Below are 15,557 nucleotides of genomic sequence, written 5' to 3'. Positions count from 1 at the left end.
AGGTTACTCCTGAGGCGCTGAAAGTTCAAGTTTTGGGAAAAGTGTGCCTTCCACAGGGTGGACTATGCCGTCAGCAAACAGAGCCTGTATTTTCCCAGCAGTCGAAGGTAAAAATGGCTCAAGCATTTGGGCAATCTGCAGCAAATCGCCCACAAAGGCAGCAAGGACTTCGCGCAGGTGGTCTTGGTCGTCGGTTTTGGCTATGAGCCACGGCTTTTCGGTGTCTATAAGCTGATTAAGCCCCCGCACCTGTTCCCATACACTGTCAAGTGCTCGGTCGAATTTGCAGAGCGCGATGGCCTCTGTGTAGGCCCCCATGTCATGCTCCGCTTCTGGCACATCGCCTATGACGCCGCCCTGATATTTCTGTACCATGGCAGCTGTCCGTTGCACGGCATTGCCAAGTTCATTGGCGAGTTCGTTGTTGTACGCCAGCTCAAATGCTTCCCAGCTAAAATCACCATCATCATAGCTCGGTACATGGCGCAAGAAATAGTAGCGGAACGCATCGGCACCGTATTTCTCAATAATTTCAGTGGGGCTCACGCTGTTACCGAGCGATTTGCTCATTTTCTTACTGTCGACAGTCACATAGCCGTGGACATACAGTTGTTTCTGCAGGGGCAGGCCGAGACCAAGCAAGATCCCCGGCCATATGGCGGCATGAAAACGCAAAATTCCCTTGCCCACCACCTGCACGTTTGCTGGCCAATACTGTTTAAAGTCGTCGTGTTCGGGATAGCCCAGCACCGTTATGTAGTTGAGGAGCGCGTCAAACCACACGTAAATAACCTGGCTTGAGTCGCCCGGCACGGGTATGCCCCAGTCAATCTTTTCTTTCGGACGTGAAATGCTGATGTCGTCTAGGCCTTCGCGCAGCAGCGACAGAATTTCGTTGCGGCGGGTGGCAGGTGTTACCAGAAGCTCGTTTTTCTCTATGGCTTCGCGGATGGCCCCCGTGTAGTTGCTAAGCCGGAAAAAGTAGTTTTCTTCCTCGATTTTTTCGTACGGGCGGTTGTGGTCAGGGCAAATGCCCTTGTTCTCTTGCACGGTCGTTTCAGTAAAAAACTCTTCGTCGCCAGTGCAGTACCACCCCACATATTTGTTTTTGTAAATGTCACGTGCGAGTGCTTTCCATATGACCTGAACGCGTTCTTCGTGGGCTTTGTCTGTGGTGCGGATAAAACGGTCAGGCTTAACATCGAGCGCCGCCATGAGTTCGCGGAACTTTTCTGACATTTGGTCGGTAAACTTTTGCGGATCTAGCTTGAGTTCGGCAGCTTTTTCGGCAATTTTGCCGCCGTGTTCATCAGTGCCAGTGCTAAAAATGGTGTCTTCACCTCGCACCCGCGCTGCCCGCGCCAGCACATCGGCCATCACAAATTCCATAGCGTGACCCAAGTGCGGTTCGCCATTGACATAAGGTATAGAGGTAGTAACGTAGTATTTCATTATAGATATTGTACCTGCTTTCTCTCCCCGTGTCATTCCGGGCCTGCCTCGGAATGCGGGAGGTTAAAAATAGAGTTAAGAGATATGAGTTAAGAGATATGAAAATTATGCCCGCGGGGGCATTATGTTCACCTGGGAAGCAAAAATAACAGAGAACGTTTTCATCTGGGGTAAATTATATCGCATCTCTTACGATTTGACGAAAAGGCCATAGTTAGAGTTAACAGTTTGATTTTGAATGTCACCGAAATCGTATGGGCGAAGAGTACCATCAGCAGTAGTGGTATACATTTGGAGCACGACGTTTTGTTTTGGGTGATCGCGGCGTAGTGCATCATAGGCGCTGCAAAGTTGTGTGGTGTCTATAGTCCCATCTGACATACGCGTCTGTATGGGTACGCCCAACTGAAACCCTTGGTCGCGGAGCTGGCGAAATAGCATACCATTCGTTTCGTTATCGAATACATACGGAATTTCATCACCGCATTGCTGCAAGTAGGCCAGCCTCGGATGGAGAGGCGCTGTGTTGCTATTAGAGAATCGACTGGATTTGGGCGGGGGAATGGGTGTAACAAGCCGGGTTTGCCAGACAAGCAGTATTAGGCAGAGGCTCGCAACTATACCAATTGGGCGGTGCAGTTGCGGGCGACCTACGGAGTGTTCTCGGTATAAAACCACTGCAAGTAGTAAAAATGCTCCGCTGAGTAGCGCGTAGGGCTGCCAATTATTCGACCATGTATTCTGAGCTCCATTTGGCTCCGCCCAGCTCCGTACCGCACCAAGGGTGGTCTGTGTTTTTTCCCAGCGACCCTGTGCGACCCCTTCCGAAGAAAGCGCCTGCAAAGCTACGGTGCCAGTGCCTACAGCAAAAAACACCGCCACAGTAATAGCAATTGTGCGTAACCCAGAGAGCCAGTTGTGTCGTGAAATATAGTGCTTTTGCGCCCACAAACGCAGCGTCAATATGCCTTTTGTCAGGCGCAGGGGTTGAACTGATAACGGTTCGGAACTACTGTGTTTTTCAGGCAAGCCAACCAGTTCTATAGCATGATGTAACTTGGTTTTTGAAATAGTCTCTCCGCCCTCTGTAAGTAGCACATCGCGCAGGGCCTCAACGTTTTGACGGTAGACTTTGGAGCGAAAACGGGTCAAGCGCTGGAGCTCCTTAAGGTGCGCAACTAGCAGCGGCTCAGCAGCAGTCGAAAGGATGAAATCCTGGCCTTGCAGGGTTACAACAGTTGTTTTCATGGTTTTCCTCCCAGATATGTTTGTATGTACGTTAGAAACTCACGGTATTCGGCTAATTTTGCCTGGCCCTGCTTCGTCAGGCGGTAGTAACGCCGCGGCGTCTGGCCCGGCTCCATCAGCCAGTCAGAATCAAGCAGACCGTCTTTTTCCATGCGGTTCAGAAGCGGATAGAGCGTGCCCACTCGTGACGTAAACGGCGTTTTACTCAGCGAAATCAGCAACTCAGCGCCGTATCGTTTCCCTTTTTCCAGCTCAGTCATGACTGCCAAATGCAACATCCCGCGGATAATCTGCTGCTTTTCTGGGTCATTTCCAATATTTTTATTTGTCATAGTACTATTTTGTATAATAGTATACGGTTATGCTCTCCGTCAAATAATAATGCATTGCCTGGGTTTACTGAATATTAATCGCAACAAATACCAAAACCGGGGGAATAATGAAATCCAGGAAGAATTTGAGTGTTTTTGGGTTAGGATGAACGCCAAGTTTTGAAAGATACCACTCGTGGAATGTTTTTTTCTCGCCAAATTGCGCCGTGCTGAGAACACACCACCCAAATATTATCAGTTGCGCATAATACACTAGCACCCCAACTGTTATCAGCCGCCAGTCGAGCCAGAATGGCGAAGTGTAAGCCACAACAATGAGCGCCATATGTCCTACGATTATTAGTGGCCGGAAAAATCCTTTCACGATAAAAGCTTGGCGACTTCTTTGGCTTCGATAGGGTCGAGGTCGGCAAAAAGGTCGGTTTCAAACTGTTCCGATACTTGATATAAATAGTCCTCATTAGTCCGCGGAATAACATGAAAATGAACATGGTTAACTTTTAGCTTATTTTGCTGTTTGAATGGTCTATAGTTTTGCCGTATGTCACACCCATCACCAAGTTTACCGATTATTTTTTGCTCAACATCGTAGATTAAATCAAATATGTCCGTAAGTTCTTCGTGCGTGAGCTTCCACGGCTCCTCAATGTGACGCTTAGGAATCACCAGTATGTGCCCCGGAACCTTACGCGGGTTACTCAGCAGCATAAAAGCATGCTGGTTCTCGGTAATAACCCTACCCTTTGCATCACAAAACGGACAGTTTTTCATGCGGTTTCCTTTTTACTGGTGAGATTTTACGCCCACACTAGAACCCATTTTAGCACTAAATCCGAGAACTGAGATTTTCGGCGGCTCGCCCCCAACCCGACCCGCCGAACTGCTTCGCAGGGGTTTTGTAATAGTTTTTTTGATCGAACCTATCTCGTCAAGAAAGAAAGATGTATCGGAATCATTTTCGCACAGTTTTTAGATGCAGCTTAATCTTATTTATTGCCCAGTCATAGTGGCTCGCTGTTGCGGAAACGCAGTATGCACCTAGCGTTGACGTCTCAGTCCAAGCGAAGTGTTTTTTCTCAAATAATTCCTTGTCAGATAGCGAATCAATCAACTGCATTACTTCTTTGTGACTGGCAAGCACCATCGTCCTCGCCATGACATATGTAGTTGTTTGATGTTTCTCCCAAAACTCTACGTTCATCTTGCCGTATGTCTTCCAGTTGTACGGCTCGGGCAAAAATGGTTGGTTTTTGCCGTGTTGGTTGGATTGTATCCAGTCAAGAAGTAGCTGATGCCACTCGTACAAATGTACGAGCACGTCACGCAGGTTTTTATCGCGCTTCCAGTGAGCTTCTTTTTTATTCGCAACTAAATCGCCAAAGGCAAAGGTAGCCTCTTGCTCATCGCCAGACAAGGAGTTGACAAGTTCCCAAATCTTCGTAAATTGATCTTCAGAAGCTTTTACGAGCTCTGCTTTAGTTGTTGCTCTGCTCATAAATACCTCCTTTAATTACCACTGGCTGTAGTGAAGTTCGCCATTTTTATATCGCATGTTGATATCTTCCAGCATAGCCATAAGTGCCTCTTCGTGGATGTCGCTCAGCCGCTTAAACCGAATACAGCTTTTGCCGACGTTGACTTTGCCAAGCTCGGGAGCGTACTTTTCGGCCACATACTGGTCGTCGACTATTGCACATGCGTACAAAGCCATGTAGTGCTTCTGAGCCGCTAGCGCAAGTACCGGCCAGGTTGTCGGCGTTTTGGCGGATTTCGGCTGATACTGCATCTCACCGTAACCCAAGCTTACACCACCGCTTGTTGGGAATAGGACGGGTTGCATATCGGGAGCATGCAGACGAATTAGCGAATCGACTACGGCAAGTTCGGGACCAAAAGTACCGGCTTTATCAAAATATTCTGCGAACGATCTAGCTTTAATGAGCATATTTATAGGCCTTTGTTATCCTTGATATTGTCATATTGCAATTATAACATCGTACATATTTGACCAAGACATAGACCGCCAAACCTTTCTCGCTAAAAAATCGGAGATTTTGAGCGAAAAGAAAAGTTTAGAGGAAAGTTTGACGAACATAACAACCAACCAAAATTCGTGGATAGAACCTATGCAAAATTGGCTCAAAACCGCAAAATCTATCTGTTATTTGCGCGAAACCGACGACTTTAGCGGACAAAAAGCCGTCTTGTCTGAAATCTTTGGATTGAACCTGTTTTTGCTCAGCAAAACCCTCACCCAAACCCAAACGGCGAAAGCCCAAAACCCACTTTTTGAAAGGGGGCGGAAAGTGGGTTTTGCTTATGGCGGGAACTAAGAAATCTGAACCAAAAAATCGCCCAGAAGGGCGAATATTTGGATTTTTACTCAGAATTGGTGCGCGGGGCGGGACTTGAACCCGCACGACTTTTGGTCACAGCATTTTAAGTGCTGAGTGTCTACCATTCCACCACCCGCGCCTATCGTCATTGTACCAAAGACATGGGGACACGAGAATAGCCTCACCAGCTGCCGCCGGAGCCGCCACCGCCGAACGAGCCGCCGCTGAAGCCGCCAAAACCGCCTCCGCCCGAACTGCCAAACCCACCGGAGCCGCCAAAGAAACCGCCGCCACTTCCCCAGAAACCAGTGTCATCGCCACTGGCTGCCCGCGACCGATAATTTTTGGAAAGCAGGTAGTCGAGTAGTAAGCCCAGTAGCAATCCCAGGCTAAACACAACAGAGGCCAACAGGGCAGCCGCGGTGAAAAACAGGATTATACCGGGTATAGAACCTATGACGCCACCTGCCCACCAGCTCTTGGTACGCGCTAGGAACGAAGCAAGGTAGGCAAGAACAAAAATGCCAGCGTAGACGAAGAACTCTAGGACTCCTCCGCTCGGCAGAGTTTTCTTTGGCTCACTTAGTCGTTCCCCGCCAATAACGGCAATCATGCTGTCGACCCCGCTCGTGATGCCGGCAGTATAGTTGCCTTGTTTAAACGCTGGCGTTATTTTTTCACGGATAATGAGGCTACTTTGTAGGTCAGTAAGGTACGGTTCTAGCCCGCGCCCAACCTGTATACGCACTTTTCTGTCCTGAAGCGCCATAAATAGGAGCGCCCCGTTGTTCGCTTCTTTACTGCCAATTCCCCAGCTCTGTGCTACGCGGAAACTGTAGTCGAAGTCGTCTTCGCCTTGCAAACTTTTTATGGTCAGCACGGCTATTTCGTTTCCCGTCTTCGCCTTATAGTCGATGAGTTTTTGACTCAACTGCGCTTCGGTGGCATCATCTATAACATTTGCCTGGTCAAGTATGGCAGTTTGTTTTGGGGATGACGGGATATCGAGCGCGGAAGCAGTGACATTCCATACACTAGTAGCTGCAAGTGCAATCAGAAAACCAGCGGTGATGGAGCGGATTAGTTTCATTTCATCCTTATGACTTTGTCATTCCGGCCATCGCGCCGGAATCCATGGTGCTTTCCGCCAAAACGTGCCACGGCAAGAAACGCATGGATCCTGAAACAAGTTCAGGATGACAGTGTCTTTATTGAGCAGCGGCTGGCTGGGTTAAGTTGACCTTTGGAGCATTTTCGGCACCGGTTTGCGCAGTGTATAGGTCTTTTTTGTCAAAACCAAACATGCCAGCCAGAATGTTTTTGGGGAAGCGCTGAATCATGGTGTTGTAGGTGGTGGCGACGGCGCTGTAGTTATCGCGTTCTACTTTTATGCGATTTTCCGTGCCCTCTAGCTGAACCATAAGGTTCTGGACGGTTTCGACACTACGCAGTTCTGGGTAGTTCTCTACGACAACCAGCAACCGACTCAGGGCACTTTCGTACTGCTGCGAGGCAGCCAGCCGGTCTTCGGTGGATTTTGCGCCGCCATACTGCGTGCGAGCCGCTGCGAGGTCACCAAATACTTTTTGCTCTTGGGCTTGTGCCCCCTTGACGCTTTCGACGAGGTTCGGCACAAGGTCAAACCGACGCTGGTAGGCGCTGTCGAGTTGTGCCGCAGCTTGGTCAACTTTGTTGCGCTGCGTAACGAGCCCGTTGTAGCCGCCGACAAACCAGCCGAGCAGGCTTAGCAATAATACACCCACAATACCAAGTGTCATCATGCCTTTTGATAGTTTCATATACTTCCTCCAATTACGTATATATAACTATACACGAATAGACTCGTTATGAGTCGGAATAGTCGGATAGATTATTTTTCAGCTGCTCCGCCTACCCGTCTGCGCGACTATTCCAAGTGCTAGTGCAGTATATTCCAATCCAAGAATGAGCCTGAAGCTACCAGAAACAAACAGCTAGCGTTTTGTATATAGTGTCTTCAACACCCCAATCACGCATTAGCCATCTGGTAACCAAGTAGTACCCGCACATAGTGTGTAAAGTAACCTTTAACACTTCTTGGGAACGAAGTGACCAGGAAGTGGTGTTCCTTAAGCTTACCGAAGGTAGCTTCTATCTTTGGTCTCATGTGGAGCAAAAGCATTTGCCAGTCTGCGGCTAATTTCTTTCTTTGAGTATGATGCGGTGGTGCGATCACTATAGTTTTATGTTTCTTCCAGAGTCGCTTGCGCATGACGCTGCCACCGTAGTGACTATCGCCGACAAGTATCTTCGTGTGGTCATTCACGAGTTGTTCGATGTGCTGATTGTCGTGTTCATTAGCAGGAGTAAATACAACAGCTGCTAACCTGTTGTTGTAATCTATGGCCGCATGGAGCTTGAACCCGTAGTGCCACCCTTGCCAGTTCTTGCCAAAGTCGGCTACACCCTTGGCTACTTTGTGTCTGTTAGCACGTATGGGCTTACAGACGGGGAGCATTGTGCTGTCGACAAAGCGGAGCGGTGCTCCGCTTGCTAGAAGCGTCTGTAGCAACCAAACCATCTGTGGCAGTAATCGATGCACGTGAGCCACAAAGTTTTGGTACTTGGGCATATGAGGAAAACAATCCGAGTACTCTCTGCAAGCCCAGCCGTACAAACTCGAAAGGTTTTTGTGGGGTTCGGTGAGGCCATCCCATATGAGGATAGTGAGGAGTTCACTGTCTTTAAGGGCCGGATGCTGACCTCGTTTGTTTGGTTGGACGACTATGTCGTCTACCCAAACAAACACATCTACGATATTATTCCTCTGTAAAGCACGCATATTTTCCTCCTGTTTGTTTTGAAAGATTTACAAGAGAAATTGTAGCGTGCTTTATCTATTGGTGGCTAATGCGTGATTGGGGTTTCAACAACTGGTCTTTTGCTTTGTTCATGGCTATCGCCCAAGCTGTATCACTTTCAGCATACGCCACTTCGTCTAGTTTCTCAAAACTGCTGCCTGTCTTCAGGTATTGTTTGGCGTCTGGCAATGACTTCAGCTTCTCGTACGGTACCATGTACCCATTGACTGGGTAGCGATGTGTCCTCTTGCCCGTCTTTGAGTCAACGCTCGTTATGCGGTAACCGCAGGGTCGGTGGAAGTTCAGGTAGGGCACAAACCACGTACAGTACCAGCTGTTAATATCCGGAGCATATTCCCTGGGTATATGCGCATAGCCTAGGGCTTTTCGGATAATGCTACCATTCTTGGTTTCAACCAATCCATTGTCTCCGCTTTGGTAGGCTCGAGACTTACTGAGCTTGATGAGCATTGCTTTCAGGAGGGCAGCAACTTGTTTGTTGATGTACTCCGAGCCATTGTCGGCGTGGAATTCTACAATGACAAATGGGAACAGCACCAAAGCTGCTTCGAGGGCTGGCAGCATGTAACGCTCAGTGATTCTCTCGACCGCGACCACCACCTCCCACTGGGTAACTTCATCAACCAGATTGATGTGGTACACACCCTTTTCTTTGTCCTTATCTCCCTGGTGGACAGTATCTATACGGATGAAGCCAGGTTGACCGTTCGGGCGTGGTTTGCGGCGCTCGCCAATAGCTATTGTTGTTGCTTGCGTTTTGGTGAACGTATGGCTTTGGTTACGGTATGTTACGGTGCCACGTAGATTGTATATGTGGCTGACGGAGATTGCGCTAAGTCGTTCGTAGCGTGCATCGCCAAATGTCACAAAGGCTCGTTGGGCTAGAACTTTTGCCGCTTTGCCACTGAGCCGATCATGGGCATCATCCAGCTCTGCTAGCAGCCCAATGTCTTCACGCGTGTAGCGCAGTGCAAACTGGTTTCTCATGTTCACTGGCTCCAGCGCAATACAGCCAGTCCGCAGGTACTGTCCAATAAGCCGAGTCACCTGGGCACGGCTGTACCCCGTGACGGCTATGGCGTATTCTCGAACGACGCCTTTGTCTTTTTTGCCCAAGTGCTGGTAGTCAAGACGAACGACCAGTTGCTGTAACCAGGCATAAGCCTCTTGCTTATGTACGATTGTAAGGTCAAGTGACTGAGTGCCTGAGACAAACTGTCTGAGTTCTTCAATAGTTGGTAGCGTGTGTTGCTGCATAGTAATAGTCATCCTCCCATGCTATGCCAGCTGTCGATATTTCAGGCTCATAGTATTTTAGAACCTGATAGGCGGTTCAGGCTCATTTTGCGTTGGATAAGAGTAGTGCTATTCACATTCCGCTTATGCATGCTATAGTGACAATAACATGTGGGTACAACTCACGAATCCGTTTGAAAATACCGCGCTGTCTGCAGCAGTTGCTGCTGTGCCAATCGTAGCGCTGTGTGCCATACTGCTTAGCCGCAAAATGGCGGGGTGGAAAGCCAGCTTGGTTACGCTAGGTCTTGCGCTTTTGGTCGCGGTATTTGCCTTTACTATGCCGCCGCACCTTGCGCTTCTATCGACGGCCTACGGTGCCCTCCAGGGGCTTTTCCCCATTGGGTGGATTGTGCTGAATGCTGTGCTTTTGTACAACATTTCGGTACGCACCGGCAGTTTTGCCATTGTGCGCGACACTATAGAATCAATTACGGTTGACCGGCGGCTACAGGCACTCCTGATAGCCTTTTGTTTTGGCGCGTTTTTGGAAGGTTCAGCCGGGTTCGGCGCGCCGGTGGCAATAACCGCTGGCATGCTGGTAGGCCTCGGTTTCAATGCGCTGTATGCTGCGGGGATATGCCTCATAGCCAACACCGCACCAGTGGCATTTGGCGGCATAGGCATAGCGGTGATTACGGCCGGTACGGTGACAAATATAGACCCGAACCTGATTAGCCGCATGGTCGGACACCAGCTACCGTTTATTGCCGCCATTATCCCGCTGTGGCTTACCGTCATCATTGCCGGGTGGAAAGGGGCGCGAGAAATATGGCCAGCGCTCGTCGTCGCTGGCGGCTCGTACGCGCTTACCATGTTTGCAACGGCTTCGTTCATAGGCCCAATGCTTCCCGACATTCTCTCGGCCGTGGTGTCTATAGCATGTATGGTCATTCTGCTTAAATTTTGGCAACCAAAAAAGGTTTGGCGCTTCCCTAGTGAACGCACCGAAACAGCGGTAGCGCACACCAAAACGCACCATCATTCCACCAGCACCATTGTGCGTGCCTGGACGCCGTTTGTGCTGCTGGTGATTTTTGTGGGCAACTGGGGCAGTACGGGCATAAAGGCGCTCCTAGACCACACAAGCCTAAAAATTCCCTTTGGCGCGCTTGACCACGCTATCCTGATTGGCGATAAACCCAAAGAAATTGTGTACAGTTTTGGCTGGCTGTCAGCTGCTGGTACGGCCATTTTGTTTGCGGCAATTTTGTCGGCGCTGCTCCTGCACATGCCGTGGCGGGCATTTTGGGAAACTGTGCAAAAAACACTGCGCGAACTTTCTAAACCGCTTCTTACTATTGCCGCAGTAGTTGGGTTTGCCTACCTTGCGAATTTTTCTGGTATGTCGGCTGCACTCGGTCACGCCCTGACAGTGACCGGACACTGGTTTCCGCTCATTGCACCGCTTCTTGGCTGGTTGGGGGTTTTTATTACGGGTAGCGACACGTCATCTAATGCGCTCTTTGGCGGCATACAGCAGCAAACGGCGCATACGCTGGGGATTGACCCCACCCTCACCGTTGCGGCAAACACCAGCGGTGGCGTGACGGCAAAGATGATTTCGCCCCAAAGCATCGCCGTCGCCACGGGTGCGACTGGCCTCACCGGGCAAGAAGGAACGCTCTTTCGGTTTACCATTTTGCACAGCCTTGCGCTCGTGAGCATCATAGGTGTAATTACGTACCTACAGGCCTATCACCTGCCCTGGATGATTCCCAAGGCCGCCGAAGTTGCCGCTGCCGCCAGCCAGACGCGCATAGGCGGTGGTGAGATGGTGCTCGTTGTGCTTTCGGTCGTGGCCGTCATCGTCACGGCCCTGGTTGCGCTTCCAAAGCGCCTCCCAAAGCCAAAGAATTCCGCTGGCACGGCTGTCGCGGAATAGGGCGCAACAGCCAGCGTTCAGCGACCAGGTCATCAACTCTCTCCTGGTAAAAGAGGAAGTCGCGGTGCGGGTGCAAAAGCCCGTGTTCAAAGTATCTTGGCGAGAGCCTCAGGCGTTCTTATCACCTTATCTATAAGCGCATCACGGCAAGGGTCGCCCGTGTTTTGACTGAGCGCAAAAATAGGTTTACCCAGCGCCGAGGCATAGGCCATTTCCATAGTCACGCTCGCGCCGACATAGTCATCTTTGTTATACACATAGCAGACTTCCGCCTTGCGTATCCAGTCGAAGTGCTCGAGCGTCAGACCTTTGAAAACTTTGCTGGTGATGAATGCTGAGTGGAACATATCGGTTTCAGCCACAATATCGCCGCCGCTCGGAAAACTCGGCTCAAACACCAACACCCCCAGCTTCTCAAGCCTCGCACAAAACGCCGCAATTTCCGGTGCATACTTTTTACTGCCGCACACAACAACAGATTTCATAGTCATTCATTGCCCCTGCAATTAGTTTCTTATACGAGTGCGTTAGCACGAGCTTTAGGGGGAGTGAATGTTTTTGATTTTAGTTCAAAAACATTCAGAGGGGCTAGCCCTTCTTCTAATTTACTTATGGAGGCACCGAGCGGGTTCGAACCGCTGTACGAGCTTTTGCAGAGCTCTGCCTAACCACTCGGCCACGGCGCCATACCGTGTGATTATACAGGAGTGGGACGAGTTTTGGCTACCTGGTTACAGTGTTTGACCGCTATGCGGCTGGCTGGTGTGGCGGGACGGGGTTTTTAAATAAGAGTGAGGCAGCCACTCCGCTCGTTAGTATCGTGAAAAGGATGCCGAGGCTAACAGCAATCGGCGGATGAAATCCAAGTGGCGCGGCTATCATCTTTAGCCCAATCCACAGCAATATGCCGGCCAGTGCCCAGTTGATGGCCCAGAACTTCGATGAGACGGCGTCATAGACGAAAAAGAGTGAACGCAGCCCCAAAATGGCAAAGACATTGCTGGCATAGGCAATGTAAGTGTCCCCTGTTACTGCGAGCACGGCCGGGACGCTATCGACTGCAAAGAGGATGTCGGTCAGTTCTATCATGAGGATAACGGCTGCCATCATGGTGAGCATGCGCTTACCGCCTACGACAGTGGTAAGTTTATTGCCATCAAATTTGTGGTGAATGGGCAATAGTCGGTCGAGAAGTTTCCAGGTTTTGGTTTTCAGAATATCATCGGGCTCTGGGTGTTCGGCCGAGCGAGCCTGCTGGAAGGCGTGCAGCGCAGCCCGGAGCAAGATGAGCCCGAAAATAATGCTAACCCACGAAAAACGCTGCAACAGCTCCAAGCCCGCTACAATAAATATCAGACGGAAAAGAATGGCCCCAGCGATACCGTAGTTCAGGATACGCCGGCGATACCGCTGCTCGACATGGAAGGCGGTAAATATGATACCAAACACAAAAAGGTTATCGAGACTGAGTGCTTTTTCGACAGCCCACGCCGCGACGTATTCGGCGGCGGCACGCTCACTGATAAAAATATAGATAGGGATAGTAAAGAGCAGCGCGATACTTATGTAAAACACCGACCATTTGACAGCCTCACGGAAGCTCACCACGTGGTCACTGCGTCCGTGAATGTATTCGATTATGGCATAGAGCACTAGCGCAGCACCGATTGCGGCATACATAAACCACGGCACCGCGTAGGTTACAGCCTCGTTTGCCGTCGTTTCGGCAGCAAATAATATATTCATGCCCGACCAGTATACCACGCGAAACGCTCTCACGAATTTCGCACCAGCCAGCCTGCCCGAGATGCGGAGCATCTGACACCGCTGGCTTCTTTGACTCCTGCACATTTTTCCTTTCCAGTACTCACTTCACCGTACCTCGGTACGGTTCGTTCTGTGCTTCAAGGAGAAAATGCACATGAGTACAAAGTGCGAAACTCGTGGCTCTGTGAAATGTTTGAGCACAAGTATAGGTTTTTTATGGATGTTCAGCCGCACCCAAAAACGTTTGATTTTAGGCAGAATTACCAACATCCTGAGTCAGAACGAATCATTGGTGACGCTTTGCGCTGAAAAAGGCACATTATTTGCCGAATGCAGTTATAATGCTCTTGGAACTAAATCTACAAATAGCAAACATATGCCCGTTAGCATAGACCAAACCGTACGAACATGCAGTTCATGGCCACATGAAGGTGTCGAGGTGCCAGGCCGCATACTTGACATCCCAGAGATATGGCCGACGGGAAAGCCTCAAGACCCCGAGAAACTCACCTTGGCACTTGGTGTCCTTTGCGCACAGCAGCTCGCAACATGGCCAAAGTATGCTACAAGGGTCGGCGGCCTAGACAAGTTACAGTATGAACAAGTCGCCGTCGGAGGCGCCCATGTTTTAGTTCAGTTTAACCCAGGCAGAAGCCAGCGCCCAAATTCTCACACGAACATGAAAATTACACCCGAAAATTGCTTTCTTAGTCCAGGCAATCAGCCCGAGGAAGAGAGAGCAATCATCGTAGGCAATGCACTTATTTCCGTGAATCCATTTCCGCTTTCACCAGAGCAATTTGTCGTATCATCTCGTACCCATGAACCACAGACACTAGGTTCTCAGCTCACTGCAATGCTTACGCTAGCTAAGGCTATTCGGGGCAACGGTACACTCGGCTATAACGGTGCCGTCAACGGAGGAGCGTCTAACCCCGAACATGCCCACATGCACATCGTGCCAGGCCTTCCAATAGAAGCTGGTTTGGCAAAAAGTGGCTTGGGCAAAGCACTCCTTTCCCGAAATGGCGTAGACATATACATGCCCGGAGGCCTCGTTGCATCTCAAATTGTCGTGCGGGGTAGTGAGCCGAAGGCAGTCCAAGATACCATGCTCCGCCTAGCAGATAAATTACGGGTAGCGAACGAACGGGAAGCACGCATGAATGTGACGGCACGCTATAACGGAAAATCTAATGTCTTTCAAGCCATACTTACCCCAAGAAACGAGGCTTCAGCAGAAGTTGAGTGTATGACTACCGGAGAGGGCGACAAACCTGAACCCGTTACCTTCCCTCTCACTCCCGCATTTGCCGAAATGAGCGGACTAATAATTCTACCGTTCGAAAAGGGCCGCATACAGGTGACCGAGCAAGTGGTGCGCCAAATTTTCAAGACAACTGCTCGTGGCTACGACGAAACACGCGACAGCCTCGGCAATCTCCGTTCACTGGCTGCGTAGCGTTTGGCAGTTGCAACCACGCCAACAAACAAGTATAATCTCTCCCTGTTAGTCGTACTGGTTTCTAACCAAAATCACAAACTAGGGAGCGAAGTCGACCGTTTGTGATTTTGAGAGGAGCACCTGGCTAAGACTGGAGCTCGGCGAAAGAAAATTATTTTTTTTCGGCGCAGCGGAAGTCGCTGCCAAGGTGTGACGAGCGGGTCTAGCTCAGTTGTTTAGAGTGAGGACCGCCAGTGGCGGTACGCAAGGGAGCCCACTCTTGCAAACTAGTTTGCAAAGATGTGGCGACGGGGTCGCGGAATGTGACCGTTCCTTGCCAGGCCAAGTGCGCGCTTCGCAAATACCACACCGTACTTTACAATATATTTACCACATATGCGGGTCTAGCTCAGTTGTTTAGAGCGCGTCCTTGCCAAGGACGAGGCCAGGGGTTAGAGTCCCCTGACCCGCACCATGTAAAGAGTCTCACGAAAGTGAGGCTTTTTATATGGTCTGGCGTGAGAGATTCTAACGCCTGGCCGAGTAGAGGCCAGGCTGAGAAGCACCAGTGGTGCTTTGCAAGGGAATCTTCCGGGTCAAGCTATGCTTGACGCCGTGAAGTTCCGAGCCTGCCGAAGGTAGGTAGAGTCCCCTTACCATAAAAAATATCCCAGGTTAAACCCGCCCCTGTTATTTTGCCGTCCCAGACGAAAATTCACATTAACCACCCCTGTGCGAGGATAAACCTCGTAAGACCAATTAACTTCTTATAACCTCCTCGCTAACGTAGGACGACTGTTGTATAATTTTGCTAGGATTTCAACCCGTTTATAACCTATGACAAAAATACCAGTAACTATCAGTCAACTAGCAAAATACGGTCTTGACTATGTAAGCCTAATATCAAGTAGTGCCTCAAGAAGTCGACCGATTAAG

General features: G+C 49.9%; 16 protein-coding genes and 3 tRNA genes. 4 read left to right on the top strand and 15 right to left on the bottom strand.

What is annotated here, in order from left to right:
• Window positions 1-3: 3 nt before the first annotated feature.
• The 7 genes from IPP75_05485 to IPP75_05455 form a co-directional block, all read right to left on the bottom strand.
• Window positions 4-1,452 carry a methionine--tRNA ligase gene (locus IPP75_05485; protein ID QQS69333.1) on the bottom strand — a complete coding sequence of 483 codons (1,449 nt, stop codon included), beginning with the start codon at window positions 1,450-1,452 and terminating at the stop codon, window positions 4-6.
• A gap of 189 nt (window positions 1,453-1,641) precedes the next feature.
• Window positions 1,642-2,700, bottom strand: a complete 1,059-nt coding sequence (locus IPP75_05480) for a hypothetical protein (GenBank protein ID QQS69332.1) — start codon at window positions 2,698-2,700, stop codon at window positions 1,642-1,644.
• Window positions 2,697-3,032 carry a PadR family transcriptional regulator gene (locus tag IPP75_05475; GenBank protein QQS69331.1) on the bottom strand — a complete coding sequence of 112 codons (336 nt, stop codon included), beginning with the start codon at window positions 3,030-3,032 and terminating at the stop codon, window positions 2,697-2,699. Before IPP75_05475 ends, IPP75_05480 begins: the two co-directional genes overlap by 4 nt.
• 64 nt (window positions 3,033-3,096) lie before the next feature.
• Window positions 3,097-3,357 carry a hypothetical protein gene (locus IPP75_05470; GenBank protein QQS69330.1) on the bottom strand — a complete coding sequence of 87 codons (261 nt, stop codon included), beginning with the start codon at window positions 3,355-3,357 and terminating at the stop codon, window positions 3,097-3,099.
• A 35-nt stretch (window positions 3,358-3,392) separates the two neighbouring features.
• The gene (locus IPP75_05465; GenBank protein QQS69329.1) at window positions 3,393-3,803 is read right to left on the bottom strand and encodes an HIT family protein; all 411 of its coding nucleotides are present in this window, start codon (window positions 3,801-3,803) and stop codon (window positions 3,393-3,395) included.
• A 181-nt stretch (window positions 3,804-3,984) separates the two neighbouring features.
• Window positions 3,985-4,527, bottom strand: coding sequence for a ClbS/DfsB family four-helix bundle protein (locus IPP75_05460; GenBank protein ID QQS69328.1), 543 nt, complete (start codon window positions 4,525-4,527; stop codon window positions 3,985-3,987).
• A 15-nt stretch (window positions 4,528-4,542) separates the two neighbouring features.
• Complete coding sequence (locus tag IPP75_05455; GenBank protein ID QQS69327.1) at window positions 4,543-4,977, bottom strand: DUF1801 domain-containing protein; 435 nt, start codon at window positions 4,975-4,977, stop codon at window positions 4,543-4,545.
• Window positions 4,978-5,086: 109 nt separating this feature from the next.
• Between IPP75_05455 and IPP75_05450 the strand changes: the two genes are divergently transcribed.
• Complete coding sequence (locus IPP75_05450) at window positions 5,087-5,365, top strand: hypothetical protein (protein ID QQS69326.1); 279 nt, start codon at window positions 5,087-5,089, stop codon at window positions 5,363-5,365.
• A gap of 57 nt (window positions 5,366-5,422) precedes the next feature.
• Here the strand turns inward: IPP75_05450 and IPP75_05445 are convergent.
• From IPP75_05445 to IPP75_05425, 5 genes are all read right to left on the bottom strand, one after another.
• A tRNA-Leu gene (locus IPP75_05445) sits at window positions 5,423-5,507 on the bottom strand.
• Window positions 5,508-5,549: 42 nt separating this feature from the next.
• Window positions 5,550-6,458, bottom strand: coding sequence for a TPM domain-containing protein (locus IPP75_05440; protein QQS69325.1), 909 nt, complete (start codon window positions 6,456-6,458; stop codon window positions 5,550-5,552).
• A gap of 118 nt (window positions 6,459-6,576) precedes the next feature.
• Entirely contained in the window at window positions 6,577-7,167 is a 591-nt protein-coding gene (locus IPP75_05435) for a LemA family protein (protein ID QQS69324.1), read from the bottom strand.
• 209 nt (window positions 7,168-7,376) lie between these two features.
• The gene (locus IPP75_05430; protein QQS69323.1) at window positions 7,377-8,189 is read right to left on the bottom strand and encodes an IS982 family transposase; all 813 of its coding nucleotides are present in this window, start codon (window positions 8,187-8,189) and stop codon (window positions 7,377-7,379) included.
• Between the two features lie 55 nt (window positions 8,190-8,244).
• Window positions 8,245-9,498, bottom strand: coding sequence for a transposase family protein (locus IPP75_05425; GenBank protein ID QQS69322.1), 1,254 nt, complete (start codon window positions 9,496-9,498; stop codon window positions 8,245-8,247).
• 136 nt (window positions 9,499-9,634) lie between these two features.
• On the opposite strand from IPP75_05425, the gene IPP75_05420 reads away from it, so the two are divergent.
• Window positions 9,635-11,410, top strand: a complete 1,776-nt coding sequence (locus IPP75_05420) for a lactate permease LctP family transporter (protein QQS69321.1) — start codon at window positions 9,635-9,637, stop codon at window positions 11,408-11,410.
• 86 nt (window positions 11,411-11,496) lie between these two features.
• On the opposite strand, the gene IPP75_05415 is transcribed toward IPP75_05420, so the two are convergent.
• The 3 genes from IPP75_05415 to IPP75_05405 form a co-directional block, all read right to left on the bottom strand.
• Entirely contained in the window at window positions 11,497-11,895 is a 399-nt protein-coding gene (locus tag IPP75_05415; GenBank protein ID QQS69320.1) for a hypothetical protein, read from the bottom strand.
• 127 nt (window positions 11,896-12,022) lie between these two features.
• Window positions 12,023-12,096 (bottom strand) — tRNA-Cys (locus IPP75_05410).
• Window positions 12,097-12,157: 61 nt separating this feature from the next.
• Window positions 12,158-13,156, bottom strand: a complete 999-nt coding sequence (locus tag IPP75_05405; protein QQS69319.1) for a TerC/Alx family metal homeostasis membrane protein — start codon at window positions 13,154-13,156, stop codon at window positions 12,158-12,160.
• A 397-nt stretch (window positions 13,157-13,553) separates the two neighbouring features.
• Between IPP75_05405 and IPP75_05400 the strand changes: the two genes are divergently transcribed.
• Together IPP75_05400 and IPP75_05395 are read left to right on the top strand one after the other, a co-directional pair.
• A complete protein-coding gene (locus IPP75_05400) occupies window positions 13,554-14,639 on the top strand; it encodes a DUF4922 domain-containing protein (GenBank protein ID QQS69318.1) in 1,086 nt (361 codons plus the stop codon).
• Window positions 14,640-15,019: 380 nt separating this feature from the next.
• A tRNA-Gly gene (locus tag IPP75_05395) sits at window positions 15,020-15,096 on the top strand.
• The last annotated feature ends 461 nt before the right edge of the window (window positions 15,097-15,557 follow it).

It is taken from the genome of Candidatus Saccharibacteria bacterium (genome assembly GCA_016700375.1).
Classification (GTDB): Bacteria; Patescibacteriota; Saccharimonadia; order Saccharimonadales; family UBA4665; genus JAGXIT01.
This window is presented reverse-complemented; position numbering and strand designations above follow the sequence as displayed.

Coding starts and splice junctions, on each gene's coding strand:
- IPP75_05420 (QQS69321.1), top strand. CDS start 9,635: ATGTGGGTACAACTCACGAATCCGTTTGAAAATACCGCGCTGTCTGCA.
- IPP75_05470 (QQS69330.1), bottom strand. CDS start 3,357: ATGGCGCTCATTGTTGTGGCTTACACTTCGCCATTCTGGCTCGACTGG.
- IPP75_05430 (QQS69323.1), bottom strand. CDS start 8,189: ATGCGTGCTTTACAGAGGAATAATATCGTAGATGTGTTTGTTTGGGTA.
- IPP75_05440 (QQS69325.1), bottom strand. CDS start 6,458: ATGAAACTAATCCGCTCCATCACCGCTGGTTTTCTGATTGCACTTGCA.
- IPP75_05425 (QQS69322.1), bottom strand. CDS start 9,498: ATGACTATTACTATGCAGCAACACACGCTACCAACTATTGAAGAACTC.
- IPP75_05435 (QQS69324.1), bottom strand. CDS start 7,167: ATGAAACTATCAAAAGGCATGATGACACTTGGTATTGTGGGTGTATTA.
- IPP75_05405 (QQS69319.1), bottom strand. CDS start 13,156: ATGAATATATTATTTGCTGCCGAAACGACGGCAAACGAGGCTGTAACC.
- IPP75_05460 (QQS69328.1), bottom strand. CDS start 4,527: ATGAGCAGAGCAACAACTAAAGCAGAGCTCGTAAAAGCTTCTGAAGAT.
- IPP75_05455 (QQS69327.1), bottom strand. CDS start 4,977: ATGCTCATTAAAGCTAGATCGTTCGCAGAATATTTTGATAAAGCCGGT.
- IPP75_05400 (QQS69318.1), top strand. CDS start 13,554: ATGCCCGTTAGCATAGACCAAACCGTACGAACATGCAGTTCATGGCCA.
- IPP75_05465 (QQS69329.1), bottom strand. CDS start 3,803: ATGAAAAACTGTCCGTTTTGTGATGCAAAGGGTAGGGTTATTACCGAG.
- IPP75_05475 (QQS69331.1), bottom strand. CDS start 3,032: ATGACAAATAAAAATATTGGAAATGACCCAGAAAAGCAGCAGATTATC.
- IPP75_05415 (QQS69320.1), bottom strand. CDS start 11,895: ATGAAATCTGTTGTTGTGTGCGGCAGTAAAAAGTATGCACCGGAAATT.
- IPP75_05485 (QQS69333.1), bottom strand. CDS start 1,452: ATGAAATACTACGTTACTACCTCTATACCTTATGTCAATGGCGAACCG.
- IPP75_05480 (QQS69332.1), bottom strand. CDS start 2,700: ATGAAAACAACTGTTGTAACCCTGCAAGGCCAGGATTTCATCCTTTCG.